We start from the raw sequence: 12,400 nt of genomic DNA on the forward strand, positions 1-12,400 counted from the left end.
GAAATGCTGGAGCCTAGCGTCGCCGGGCGGAGACAAGAAGGCTTGAACGCTCCGTAAAGTTGGCGTAAACCTCGCAGCGGATGGTATCCATCGTCACGGGGCGGCAAACAGCATGGAGGCTGCAGCGGCACCGTCGGGCGGGGGCGCGGCGCCGACCCTCTCGGCCAGCACGCCGCGCAGGGTCCCATCGTCCAGGTCCGGATGCTCGCCGCCGGCACGACGCAGGATCTCGCCGGCCAGCGCCCGCAGCTGCTCGGCCGAGTCCCGCATGCGCGCCTGGAAAGCGGCGTCGTCCAGGCGGTCGCCGAGGCTGCGGTTGAGCTCGGCGAACCACGGCAGGGCGGCCTGGTCCAGCATCACGGCCGGGTTGCGCTTGGCGCTCTTGCTTGACCAGGCGCGCAGGAAGTCCTGCATTGCGAAGTTCAGGTGCTGGCAGTGCTGCAGCTCGTCGCGAAGGCTGCCGAGCAGCGCAAGGTCGGTGAGGCGCTGCTGGAAAAAGATCTGCGAGAGCACGCCCCAGTAGTAGGTGTAGTCCCAGATCACCTTGACCGGCAGCACCTCCGGGTCGCCGAAGAGCGCGTACTGGTCGGTGTAGAGCGCGAGCGTGCTCTCGTAGAAGGAGTGGTAGATCTGGTCGTAGAGCCGCGCGCGCGCCTCCACCGAGCGCCCGGCGCGGTCGTGCGCGATCAGGTCGGTGATGTAGGTGTTGCTCATCGCGATGAAGTCGCTGCCCGGCGAGTAGAAGGGGTCGAGGAAGAGCCCGGCCTCGCCGGTCAATGCCCAGCGCTGCCCGGAGAACACCTGCTTGCAGCCGTACGAGAAGTCGCGAAAGAAGGCGAAGTCCTGCAACAGATGCCGCTTGCCGTCGAGCTCGTCGAAGAGGCGCGGCTGCCAGGTGCGCAGCCACGCCATCGCCTTGTCGAAGCTGTCCATGGCCTCGAGCGGATGCTGCCGCGGGTCGGCCACGATGCCGACCGAATGTGAGCCGGAGGCCAGCGGGATCAGCCAGACCCAATAGCCCGTGCCGACCAGGTGGTTGGTCGATAGCCAGCGCGCCTGCGGCTCGCAGCGCTCGCGCCATTCGGCACTGTCGGACCAGTGGTCGATGGTGATGCGCTCGCCGATGCGGAACCAGACCGCGTTGCACACGTGCGCGTTGGGCTGCGCGAGCCCCAGCTTGCGCTTGAGCAGGCCGGCGCGGCCGCAGGCGTCCACCAGCCAGCGGGCGTGCACGATGTGCGTCTCGCCGCCGCGCGTCCATTCGAGCCGATGCGGCGCATGGGCATCCTCGGCCAGCTCGATGCGGCGCACCAGCGCGTCGTCGATGAAGCGCACGCCGGCACGCGTGGCCTCCTTGGCCAGGTAGTTCTCGAAGATGCCGCGGTCGATCTGGTAGCTGGGCACCGAGAGGTAGCGGCTCGAGCCGATCTCGGTCACCTGGTCGATGTCGCGGCGGCCCTCGCTGAAGAAGAAGCGAAAGCCGAACTTGCGCAACTGGGCACCGTGCATGTGGGCCTTCAGGCCCAGCACCGTGTCGAAGTAGTGGGCGCCGATCTCGACCGAGGATTCGCCCACCTTGTGCGCGGCATGCGGCACCGGATGGGCGCGGCGCTCCAGCACCACTACGTCGATGTCGCCGAAGCGCTGCCTGAGCTGCAACGCGAGGGTGAGTCCCCCGAGCCCTCCCCCCATGATGACGACATCGTGGTGAGAGGACGTGGTCTCCACGGCGGATCAGCCCTGGGATTCGAGCCGCAGCCGCAGCCGCAGCCGCAGCGAGAGCCGGGCGCCGAGCGGCAGGTCCAGCGAGTCCGGTTCGGCGCGCGCCAGCGCGTCGAAGAAGGGGAGCGCGTCGGCCATCGCGTTGGCCTTCAGCGCGACTACCGCTTTCGGGAGCGGACGTTGCGGTGCGGGTGTGCCGGTCGACAGGGACCAGTCGAACGCCGCCACCGTGCGCTCCGTGCGCGTGGGCGCGACCACCAGGGCCACGGCCAGCAGCTCGCGGCTGTCGATCACCGAGCCGAGCGCCCCTACGGATGGGATGTCGAAGCCGGCCAGCAGCACTGCTTGCTGATCAGCCGCGCACTGTGTCGCAGCTTCGAGCAGGCCGGCCGCGAAGCTGTGCTCGTAGGCCGCCAGCGAATTGCTCGCGGCCGTGCAGCCGGTGCCGATGGTCCAGTAGCCGACCGCGGCGTTGTGGACCGAGTTGTGGAACTTGATGGGCGACAGCAGCTTGGGGTCGTTCGCCAGCGTTGCACACATGTAGTCGTTGATGCCCAGGTCGCCGTGCGCCGAGGCGAACACGCAAGGGAGGTCCTTCGCCGAGCGACCCGAGGCCTCGACCGCGGCGGCCGCGACCTCCAGCGCAAGCGCGACCGTGTCGGGCGCGCGCCGCCGCTCGGCCGGCGCCAGCATCTGCGGCGACGGCCGCTTGGCCGGGGGATCGGCCGGCGCAGCGTCGCCGCGGAAGACTGCGCGGGCGGTGCTCCAGCTGGGCAGCGTGGACGCCCAGAAGGCCGGCCCTTCGATGTAGAGCGTCGGCGTCATTCGGCAGCCCCCTTGCCGAACAGCAAGGCGCAGTTGTTGCCGCCGAACCCGAATGAGTTGGACAGCGCATAGCGCACCTCGCCGCGCGCGGGCTCCAGCCGGATCTGCGGCCCGCAGACGGGGTCGAGCATGCCGGTGTTGACGGTGCCAGGCATCAGTCCGCGCTCGATGGCGAGCAGGCTGATCACTGCCTCGACGACACCTGCCGCGCCCAGCGTGTGGCCCGTGAAACCCTTTGTCGAGCTGGCATGGGTGCCCGGCGGAAAGCGGCGCGCCACCAGGGCGCCTTCGACCTCGTCGTTCTTGGCGCTGGCCGTACCGTGCATGTTGATGTAGTCGATGGCCTCCGCCGCCAGCCCGGCACGGGCCAGCGCGTCGTCGAGCGCGCGCTCGGCGCCCAAGCCCTCGGGATGCGGCGTGGACATGTGGTGCGCATCGCTCGCCTCGCCGTAACCGAGCAGTTCCAGCCGGCCCGGGCCGCGCTCCAGCAGCGCGAAGCCCGCGGCTTCGCCCAGGCTGATGCCGTTGCGTTGCGCGTCGAAGGGGCGGCAGGGCTCGGGCGAGACCAGCTCGAGCGAGTTGAAGCCGAACAGCACGCTGCCGCAGAGCGTGTCCACCCCGCCCACCACGGCCGCGTCCACCAGGCCAAGACGGATCAGCCGTTCCGCCGAGGCAAACACCTTGCCGCTGGAGGAGCAGGCCGTAGAGAGGGTCTCGGCCGGCCCCTCGAGGCCGAGCGCTTCCTGCACGAACATCGTGAGTGAATGCGGCGTGTGCACGCGCGGCCGGTGCTGCTCCGCGGGAAAGCGGCCGTCGGCGTCGAGCTGGGTGTAGGCGAGCTCGGTCTCGCCGATGCTCGATGTGGAGGTGCCCAGGATCAATGCGATGCGCGCCGGTCCGTAACGCTCGCGCGCCGCCGCCACCGCTTCGATGAAGCCGTCGGCCTGCAGCCCGAGCCAGGCGAGGCGGTTGTTGCGGCAGTCCCAGCGCGCCAGGTCTTCCGGCAGGCGCATCTCTTCGAGGCCGTCGACCCGGCCGATCCAGGTCGGCAGCGGCGTGGCGCCGAAGTCGTTGGCGCGCAGGCCGCTCGTCGATTGCTCGAGCGCGCCGAGCAGGGGTTCCTTGCCGACGCCGACGGCCGAGGTCGCGGTGAAGGCGGTGATCTGGAGGGGAGGGATGCGGGAAGGCGGCACGGTAGGGCGGTGATGCGAAGCGTGAAAAACGTCACAGCCTACCAGCTACTTCGCCCATCGCGTGGGCGTGAATGTCCTACGGCCTCAGGACAAGGTGCCGAGGTGCGCCTGGGTCGCCTCGGCGAGCCGCCGGTCGAAAGTGGCGAGCGGCGCCTTGAGTTCGGCTGCGAGCCAGAGGTAGGCGGCGTCGTAGGCGGTGAGGTCGTAGCGTGCCGCCAGTTCGTACTGCGCAACCGGATCGACCGGATGAAGCTCGATGTCGAAAGTGGCGTAGTCGCGCAGCGCCTGGGCGATCGCTTCGACGGGCCCATCCTTTCGACGCTTCTCGAGCGCGATGCTCGCGATCTCGTGATCCAGCAGGTTGGGCGCATGCAGGCTGCGGCCGATCAGCCGGGCCAGCGCTTCGTCGCGCGCCGGCTCGTCGAACAGGATGGCGCTGAGCGCGCTGCAATCCACCACCATGGGCGGGCGCGCGGTGAAGAGCGCTGGCGGTTCAGCGAGGTACAAGGCCGCGGCAGACGCGCTCATGACGCAAGCCCCGCACTACGCGTTGCCAGGCCATTCGGCTTGGGAGCGGCCCGGCAGGTCACGGAAACCCTGGCCCTGCGCGCTTTGGAGCCATCCGCCCTGGAGCGGCCAGGCGGCTCATCGGGCGTCGCGCTCGGCGCGAATGATGTCCACCGCGTCAGGTCCGCCGTGGATGGGTTGCGGGAAGCGCACGCGGTGCTCGGCCGCGATTTGCTCGATGGGTTTGCCGCCGCGTCGCAAGACCGGGTGGCCGCTCCAGCCGATGCTGACGACACCCGGGCGCGGCATGGGCGTGGGAGCCGGCGCGTAGATGGCCTGCTCGAGGATGGCCATCAGCTCGCCTTGCAGAGACCGGTGATTGCGGGCGGCCTGCTGCCGCAGCCGCTCTGCCAGTTCCTCGGGCACGTCCTTGACCGAGAGATTTGCCATCGATACCTCCAATATGGAGCCATTATGGCGCCACTTCGGAGACAAGAGGGTGCTTTCGTGCGGGCGCATTTCGCGCCGCCAGGGCCACCAGCAGCAGCACCGGCACCCCGAGCGCTGCCGTGCCAGTGAAGAAGGCGTGATAGCCGTAGGCGTCGACGAAGGCCCCGGAATAACCCGCGATGAACTTGGGCAGCAGCAGCATCAGGGAACTGAACAGCGCGTACTGCGTGGCCGAGTAGCTGATGTTGGTGAGACTCGACAGGTAGGCGATGAAAGCCGCCGAGGCGATGCCGCCTGCCAGGTTGTCGGCAGAGACCACCAGCACCAACGCAGTGAGGTCGTGTCCGCGGCTGGCGAGCGCGGCGAACAGCAGGTTGCTGGCGGCGCTCAGCACCGCCCCCAGCATCAGCACCCGCATGACGCCGAGCCGCATCGAGAGCACGCCGCCCACGAAGGCACCGGCCAGCGTCATCACCACGCCGTAGACCTTGCTGACCGTGGCCACCTCGTCCTTGGTGAAGCCCATGTCGACATAGAACGGGTTGGCCATGATGCCCATCACCACGTCGCTGATGCGGTAGACCGCGATCAGCGCGAGGATCAGTGCCGCCTGCCAGCGATAACGGCGGAAGAAGTCGGCGAAGGGCTCGATCACCACGCTCTCCAGCCATTCGGCGGCGTTCTTCGCTTTCGGCAGCGCCACGCGCGCGGGTTCGGGCGACAGCAGCACCGTGATCACGCCGACCGCCATCGACGCGGCCATTGCGAGATAGGCGGTCTTCCAGGCGCCGTTCTGGTAGCCAGTGCTGCCGGCCAGCTCGGCCCAGGCAGCGATCCACAGCACGCCTGCGCCGGCCCAGATCATCGCGAGCCGGTAGCCCGTCTGGTAGGCCGCCGCGAGCGCCGCCTGCTTGCGCGTGGCCGCCGATTCGATGCGGAAGGCATCCAGCGCGATGTCCTGAGTCGCCGAGCCGAAGGCGACCAGCAATGCGCACCACACCAGCGGCGGGAGGCCGGCGCGGGGATCGTTGAAGGCCATGCCGACGAGCCCGGCCATCACGATCAGCTGCGCCAGCAGCAGCCAGCCGCGCCGCCGCCCGAGCAGCGTGGTCAGCGGCGGCACCGGCAGCCGGTCCACCAGCGGCGCCCACATCCACTTGAAGCCGTAGGCCAGACCGACCCAGCTCAGATAGCCGATGGTCGTGCGGTCGATGCCGGCCTCGCGCAGCCGGAAGCTGAGCGTTCCCAGCACCAGCAGCAGTGGAAGGCCCGCGGAGAAGCCCAGCGCGAGCATGCGCAGGGTCGCGGGTTCGAGATACACCTTGAGCGCGTCGCGCCAGGGCAGGGCGGGGGGATTCTGGTCGGCCGGTGGTGCGGACATGAAGTTGATCTTTGAGGCTCTCTTATTATTCCCGCATGTGTCTGGACTGCCCCTTCCGCTCCCGCCCGTGGCGCCGCCGTCGCGCGTTCCTGCTGGCCGCGGCCGCCGCGGCCGCCGCGGCAGTCACGCCGGTCATGGGGCAGGTGGAGGTGGGCAAGGCCTCCGTGGCGCGCAACCTGGTGCCGGCCGAGAACGTGGAGCAGGCCGGCGTGCAGCAGTATGGCGAACTGCTGGCCCAGGCCAAGGCCAAGGGCGCGCTGGCGGGCGCGGGCAATCCGCAGCTGCAGCGCCTGCACGCCATCGCGGGCCGCATCATTCCCTTCGCGGCCCAGTGGAACGAACGCGCAGCGCGCTGGAAATGGGAGGTCAACCTGATCGGCAGCAAGCAGATCAACGCCTTCTGCATGCCGGGCGGCAAGATCGCCTTCTTCACCGGCATCCTCGACCAGCTCAAGCTCACCGACGACGAGGTCGCGATGGTCATGGGCCACGAGATGGCGCACGCCCTGCGCGAGCATGCACGCGCGCGCCTGGCCAAGAGCGCGGGCACCGGCGCCGCGCTGTCGATCGGAGCCCAACTGCTGGGGCTGGGCCAGGCCGGCGATCTCGCGGCGCGTGCCGGCACGCAACTGCTCACCCTCAAGTTCAGCCGCAGCGACGAAAGCGATGCCGACCTGGTCGGGCTCGAGCTCGCCGCACGCGCCGGCTACAACCCGCAGGCCGCGGTGTCGCTGTGGAAGAAGATGGGCCAGGCCTCGAAGAGCCAGGGCGGCCTGAGCTTCCTGTCGACCCACCCGAGCGGGACCGACCGCATCGCCAAGCTCGAGGCCAACGTGCCCAAGGTCGAGGGCCTCTACCGCGCGGCGAAATAAGTTTCGCGTTGCCGGTCGCTGCGCCTTTGCAGGATCGGGCAAGAAGCGCCGCTTAATCGGCTACCGCCTTTCGCCTCCTCATTCCTAGACTTGCTCCAGTCCCTGCCGCACCTGCGCCAGGGCTCTTCATCCAGGAGCGCAGCATGTCGGGAATTCAGCACAAAGTCATTGCCATCGCGGGTGCCAGCAGCGGCATTGGCGAAGCCGCCGCCCGGCTGCTGGCTGCGCAGGGCGCCAAGGTAATGCTCGGCGCGCGGCGCATTGGCCGCCTGTATGCGCTCGCCCACGAGATCGCCAGGGCGGGCGGCTCGGCGCACTACCAGGTGCTCGACGTCGCGCGGCGCGCGAGCATGCGATGTTTCATCGACGAGGCGACGCGGGTGTTCGGCCGCGTCGACGTGATCGTCGACAACGTCGGCGTGATGCCGCTGTCGATGCTGGACGAGCTCAGCGCCGGCGCCACCGTGATCACGCCCGGCTCGATCGGGTCCGAAGCGGACGGCGCGTCGGAGGCCCTTGCACGTGCCATCGCCCTCGCGATCGAGCGACGAGACCGCCCGGGCCGAGGTGCGCACGATCACGCTGCACCAGGTTCACATGGCCCGACAGGTCACCCGGCGCCAGCGACCGACCCATTCCCCGACAGCCATTTCATTCCGCAGTGATGCCGCCGCGCTGAACCACGCCGGCCCAACGCTGCGCATCCTTGGCCATCAGTTCCTTGAACTCGTTCGGCCCCGAGCTCGCCGGCACCATGCCCTGTGACTCGAAGGCAGCCGCGACCTCGGGCTGCTTCAGCACCGCGGCGATCTCCTTGTTGAGCCGCGCCACCACCGCGCTCGGTGTTCCCTTCGGCGCCAGCACGCCGTACCACATGTCGACGTTGCCGCCCTTGATGCCGGACTCGGCCAAGGTCGGGACATCTGGCAGCTGCGCCAGCCGCTTGTCGCTGCCGGTCGCGATCGCCTTCAGCTTGCCGGCCTGGATGTGCTGCAGTGCCACGTGCACCGGCAGGAACATGTAGTCGATGCGTCCGCCCAGCAGGTCGGTGACCGCCCCAGCCGTGCCCTTGTACGGCACATGCAGCATCTCGGTGCCGGTGCTCTGCAGCAGCAGCGCCATCGACAGGTGATGCGGCGTGCCCACGCCGGGGGTGGCATAGGTGAGCTTGCCGGGGCTGGCCTTGGCCGCGGCCACGACCTGCGCCACCGAGGTGGTCTTCTGCACGTTCGGGTTGGTCACCAGCAGCAGCGTGCCCCAGGAGGTGAGCGAGACCGGCGTGAAGTCGTTCAGCGGATCGTAGGCCAGCGACTTGTAGAGGCTCTTGTTCATCACCAGCGTGTTGACCTGCACGAGCAGCGTGTAGCCGTCGGGCTTGGCGCGCGCGACTTTCTCGCTGCCGATGTTGCCGCTGGCGCCGGCCACGTTGTCGACCACCACCGGCTGCCCGAGCACGGCCGGCAGCCGGGCCGAGAGCTGGCGTGCGATCAGGTCGATGCCGGTGCCGGGCGTGTAGGGCACCACCAGCGTGATCGGCTGGTCGGGCCACGCCTGCGCAGCCGTGGCGCCCGCGGCCAGCAGCAGGAGGGCGAGTATTTTCTTGAATGCAAGCATGCTGTCGTCTCCGTCGGTCCTGTGTTCAAAGGAAGGAAGGCCGGGCCTTCAGCGACGCCGGGTCGTAGCCGGCGACGCGCTTGTAGTTGTCCGAGATGGCCTGCAGCTCCGCGGTGCTGACGATGTCCTCGAGGCGCTCGAAGCGCTTGCCGCCGGAGCGCTGGAACACCTCGCGCAGGATGGTGTCCGGCGGGTTGCTGCGGTTGGTGAGTACCACGTTGGTCGTGGCCTGCACGCGCACCCGGTCGTAGTCCTCCAGGGCCGCCGTGCCGACGCCGAGCCGCTTCAGCGTGCCGGCCAGGTAGCGGGCATCGATGATGGCCTGGCCCGCGCCATTGGAGCCGCGCGGCACCATCGGGTGCGCAGCATCTCCGAGCAGCGTGAGGCGGCCATGGGTCCAGCGCGGCAGGGGGTCCTGGTCGACCATCGGGTACTCCAGGATGGAGTCCGACGAGCGGATCAGCGCGGGGATGTCGAGCCAGTCGAAATGCCAGCGCTCGAAAGCGGGCATGAAATCCTCCAGCCGGCCGGCGCGGCTCCAGTCCTGCAGCGCGGGCTGCGGTGCGTGGATCTCTGCCACCCAATTGACGAGCTGGTTGCCCTCGCCATCGACGTTGTCGCGGATGGGATAGATGACCATCTTGCCCTGGTCCAGCCAGCCCGCACGCACCATGCTCGCACCCGAGAGGAAGGGCTTGTGCTTTGCGGTGCCACGCCACATGTTGACGCCGGAGTAGCGCGGCGCGCCTTCGTTGGGGTAGAGCTGCTTGCGCAGTACCGAGTGGATGCCGTCGCAGCCCACGGCGAGCGCGGCGCGCACCGGTGGAAGAGCGGCGCCATCGGGCGCGATGAAGCGGGCAACGACGGCATGTTCGTCCTGCTCCACGCCCACGCAGCGATGCCCGCAGACCACGCTGTCCGCGCCGAGCCGTTCGCGCACCGCATCCAGAAGCACCGTGTGCAGGTCGCCGCGGTGGATGGAGTACTGGGGCCAGTCATAGCCCGCCGCTGTCCCGGCGGCTTCGCGGAACACCAGCTGGCCATGGGAGTTGAAGAACACCGCTTCCTGCGTACGCACGCCCACGGCATCCAGCGCCGGCAGAAGGCCAAGTTCGCCAAGCTCGCGCGCCGCATGCGGCAGCAGGTTGATGCCGACGCCGAGCGGCTTCAGCTCGGGCACCGCTTCGTAGATGCGGCAGGGGATGCCGGCCTGGTGCAGGCTCAGTGCCAAGCTCAGGCCACCGATGCCCGCGCCCAGAATGATCACTTGGGTCTCGCTCATGTCTCCGGGGTCTTCTTCACAATGGGAAACCCCGGATTAGATCGGGCCGACGTTCATCTGTGAAATTTAGATGTCGTATGGATTTATCATGATCTGGTATGAATTTGTCCATGCGCCAGATGCGCGCATTCCTGCACGTGGCGCGAATCGGCAACTTCACCCGCGCGGCCGAGCAGGCCCACATGACGCAGGCAGGCCTCAGCACGCTGGTGCGAGAGATGGAGCGCCAACTCGGCGCGCGCCTGTTCGACCGCACTACACGCATGGTCGGCCTGACGGCCGCGGGGCGGCGCCTGCTGCCGGTGGTCGAGCGCGTGCTGGGCGAGCTGGACGAGGTCACGGGCCGCCTTGGCGCCGAGGGCGACGAAGCTCGACAGACGCTGCGAGTTGCCGCCACCCCGCTGGTGTCCTCGAACCTGCTGCCACAGGTCTTCGCCCGCTTCCGCGAAAGCCATCCACGCATCCGGCTCAAGCTCTTCGATGCCGACCTTCGCGCCGTGGAAGCGCTGGTGGTCGAGGGCGAGGCCGACATGGGCCTGGGCTTCTTCTTCAAGGCAGCGCCGGGGCTGGACCGTTCGCCCGTGGGCCACTTCCAGCTGATGCGCGTGACGCCGGCGCAGGACGATGAAGCGACGCCCGTCGGCAGCGCACCATGGTCCTCGCTGCGTGGCGCGCAGCTGCTCGGCCTGCCGCCGAGCAATCCGATCCAGAAGCTGATCGACGGCCACCTGGCGAGCGTCGGCCAGGCCGATCCGAACCGCCTTGCGTTCAACTTCTTCGGAACCCTGATCTCGATGGTCGAGGCGGGATTCGGCAGCGCCGTGATGCCGACCTTCGCGCTGGCGGCCTGCCGGCGGCACCGGGTGCGGACCGACCTGCTGGTCAAGCCGAAGGTCGAACTGGACTTCTACCGCATCACCAAGCGCGGCGTGCAGGAGACCGAGGCCATGCAGGCCTTCTGCAAGACGCTGGTCAAGGCCTTGCCGGCCTTGTCGCGATAGCTCGCGCCGCAGTTACAGCGTGAAGTCGTAGTCGACCGTGATCGGCGCGTGGTCGCTGAACTTGATGGTCTTGAAGATCTGCTCGTTGCGCGCGTGCCTGGCGATGGCCGGCGTGGCCAGGTGGTAGTCCAGCCGCCAGCCCACGTTCTTTGCGTACGCCTGTCCGCGGTTGCTCCACCAGGTGTAGGCCTCGTCGGTGGCGTCGGGCTTGAGCATGCGGTAGACGTCGACCAGGCCCGCGCCCTCGGCGCCCTCGTCGAGCAGCCGGGTCATCCAGGCCCGCTCCTCGGGCAGGAAGCCGCTGTTCTTCTGGTTGCCGCGCCAGTTCTTGAGGTCGATCTCCTTGTGCGCGATGTTGATGTCGCCGCACAGCACGAACTCCCGCTCGCGCTTGAGGGCGATGAGATGCGGGAAGAAGCCCTTGAGGAAGCGGTACTTCGCCGCCTGTCTCTCCTCGCCCGAGGAGCCGCTCGGGAAATAGCAGCTGATCACCGAGAACTTGCGCTGCGGCGTATCGAAGCGCAGCTCGAGGTAGCGGCCTTCAGCGTCGAATTCCCTGTCGCCCCAGCCCACCACGACTTCGCCGGGCTCGTGCCTGGTGTAGATCGCAGTGCCCGCGTAGCCCTTCTTCTCCGCAAAATGGAAGTAGCCTTTGAGGCCGGCCATGGCCTCGAAGCGGCCTTCGATGTCGCTCGCCTGGACGCGGATCTCCTGCATGCAAATACAATCCGGCGCCAGTTCGGCCACCCAGTCGGCGACACCCTTGGTCGCAGCCGAGCGCAGGCCATTGAGGTTGAGGCTGGTGAGTTTGAACACGAGGACGTTCCGGATGGCTGAAAAGATGGCAAAGACAGGAGAAGAGGGCGCGCTGGCCCAGGCATTCGTGCACTTCGCGCTCGAATCCGGGGTGCTGCGCTTCGGCCAGTTCAAGACCAAGGCCGGCCGCATGAGTCCCTACTTCTTCAATGCGGGGCTGTTCGACGACGGCGCGAAGCTCGCGCGGCTGGCGGCATTTTATGCAGACCGGTTGATCGCCAGCGGGCTTGAATTCGACATGATCTTCGGCCCCGCCTACAAGGGCATCCCGCTGGGCGCGACGGTGGCGGCCGAGCTGGCCCGGCGTGGGCGCAACGTGCCCTTCGCCTACAACCGCAAGGAAGCCAAGGACCACGGCGAGGGCGGCACGCTCGTCGGTGCGCCGCTGTCGGGCCGGGTGCTGATCGTCGACGACGTCATGTCGGCGGGCACGGCGGTGCGCGAGTCGATCGCCGCCATCCGCAGCGCGGGCGCCACGCCGCATGCGGTGGCCATCGCGCTGGACCGCCAGGAGAAGGCGACCGAGAACGGCGTCGATGTCGACCACAGCGCTGTGCAATATGTCCGCCAGCAGCTCGGAATGCAGGTGGTGGCGATCGCGACGCTTGACGACTTGTTACAGTATCTGTCGGGGCGCGCGGACGACGAGTTGAGCGCCCACCGGCAGGGAGTGCTGGACTATCGGGCCCGCTACGGCGCGGGTTGACCTCAACCGCTTGAAGGATCGACGGTGGCGC

The 12,400-nt window shown here is 68.4% G+C and carries 13 protein-coding genes; 4 read left to right on the top strand and 9 right to left on the bottom strand.

Annotated elements, in window-relative coordinates; translation table 11 throughout:
• Window positions 1–93: 93 nt before the first annotated feature.
• The 6 genes from G3W89_RS01735 to G3W89_RS01760 form a co-directional block, all read right to left on the bottom strand.
• Entirely contained in the window at window positions 94–1,728 is a 1,635-nt protein-coding gene (locus tag G3W89_RS01735) for an NAD(P)/FAD-dependent oxidoreductase (protein ID WP_232076266.1), read from the bottom strand.
• Between the two features lie 6 nt (window positions 1,729–1,734).
• The gene (locus G3W89_RS01740; protein WP_162572497.1) at window positions 1,735–2,547 is read right to left on the bottom strand and encodes a beta-ketoacyl synthase chain length factor; all 813 of its coding nucleotides are present in this window, start codon (window positions 2,545–2,547) and stop codon (window positions 1,735–1,737) included.
• The gene (locus tag G3W89_RS01745) at window positions 2,544–3,740 is read right to left on the bottom strand and encodes a beta-ketoacyl-[acyl-carrier-protein] synthase family protein (RefSeq protein WP_232076268.1); all 1,197 of its coding nucleotides are present in this window, start codon (window positions 3,738–3,740) and stop codon (window positions 2,544–2,546) included. The genes G3W89_RS01740 and G3W89_RS01745 overlap by 4 nt, the downstream gene beginning before the upstream one ends.
• Before the next feature lie 84 nt (window positions 3,741–3,824).
• The gene (locus G3W89_RS01750) at window positions 3,825–4,268 is read right to left on the bottom strand and encodes a type II toxin-antitoxin system VapC family toxin (RefSeq protein ID WP_162572498.1); all 444 of its coding nucleotides are present in this window, start codon (window positions 4,266–4,268) and stop codon (window positions 3,825–3,827) included.
• 117 nt (window positions 4,269–4,385) lie between these two features.
• Entirely contained in the window at window positions 4,386–4,697 is a 312-nt protein-coding gene (locus G3W89_RS01755; protein ID WP_162572499.1) for a FitA-like ribbon-helix-helix domain-containing protein, read from the bottom strand.
• A gap of 22 nt (window positions 4,698–4,719) precedes the next feature.
• A complete protein-coding gene (locus G3W89_RS01760; protein ID WP_162572500.1) occupies window positions 4,720–6,078 on the bottom strand; it encodes an AmpG family muropeptide MFS transporter in 1,359 nt (452 codons plus the stop codon).
• A 35-nt stretch (window positions 6,079–6,113) separates the two neighbouring features.
• Here G3W89_RS01760 and G3W89_RS01765 point away from each other — a divergent pair, with 35 nt between their 5' ends.
• Both G3W89_RS01765 and G3W89_RS01770 read left to right on the top strand, forming a co-directional pair.
• On the top strand, window positions 6,114–6,950 hold the full coding sequence (locus G3W89_RS01765) for a M48 family metallopeptidase (RefSeq protein WP_162577275.1): 837 nt from the start codon (window positions 6,114–6,116) through the stop codon (window positions 6,948–6,950).
• A 143-nt stretch (window positions 6,951–7,093) separates the two neighbouring features.
• Entirely contained in the window at window positions 7,094–7,615 is a 522-nt protein-coding gene (locus G3W89_RS01770) for an SDR family oxidoreductase (RefSeq protein ID WP_162572501.1), read from the top strand.
• Here the strand turns inward: G3W89_RS01770 and G3W89_RS01775 are convergent.
• Both G3W89_RS01775 and G3W89_RS01780 read right to left on the bottom strand, forming a co-directional pair.
• On the bottom strand, window positions 7,602–8,564 hold the full coding sequence (locus G3W89_RS01775) for a tripartite tricarboxylate transporter substrate binding protein (RefSeq protein WP_162572502.1): 963 nt from the start codon (window positions 8,562–8,564) through the stop codon (window positions 7,602–7,604). The two genes, G3W89_RS01770 and G3W89_RS01775, sit on opposite strands and share 14 nt — an antisense overlap.
• Window positions 8,565–8,589: 25 nt before the next feature.
• Window positions 8,590–9,846, bottom strand: a complete 1,257-nt coding sequence (locus G3W89_RS01780) for a flavin-dependent oxidoreductase (RefSeq protein ID WP_162572503.1) — start codon at window positions 9,844–9,846, stop codon at window positions 8,590–8,592.
• Window positions 9,847–9,944: 98 nt separating this feature from the next.
• Here G3W89_RS01780 and G3W89_RS01785 point away from each other — a divergent pair, with 98 nt between their 5' ends.
• The gene (locus G3W89_RS01785) at window positions 9,945–10,847 is read left to right on the top strand and encodes a LysR family transcriptional regulator (RefSeq protein WP_162572504.1); all 903 of its coding nucleotides are present in this window, start codon (window positions 9,945–9,947) and stop codon (window positions 10,845–10,847) included.
• 12 nt (window positions 10,848–10,859) lie between these two features.
• Here G3W89_RS01785 and G3W89_RS01790 read toward each other — a convergent pair whose 3' ends face one another.
• Window positions 10,860–11,663, bottom strand: a complete 804-nt coding sequence (locus G3W89_RS01790; RefSeq protein ID WP_162572505.1) for an exodeoxyribonuclease III — start codon at window positions 11,661–11,663, stop codon at window positions 10,860–10,862.
• A 25-nt stretch (window positions 11,664–11,688) separates the two neighbouring features.
• Here G3W89_RS01790 and pyrE point away from each other — a divergent pair, with 25 nt between their 5' ends.
• Window positions 11,689–12,369, top strand: a complete 681-nt coding sequence (gene pyrE, locus G3W89_RS01795; protein WP_162572506.1) for an orotate phosphoribosyltransferase — start codon at window positions 11,689–11,691, stop codon at window positions 12,367–12,369.
• The last annotated feature ends 31 nt before the right edge of the window (window positions 12,370–12,400 follow it).

Source organism: Variovorax sp. PBL-H6, from assembly GCF_901827155.1.
In the GTDB taxonomy this organism is placed as follows: Bacteria; Pseudomonadota; Gammaproteobacteria; order Burkholderiales; family Burkholderiaceae_C; genus Variovorax.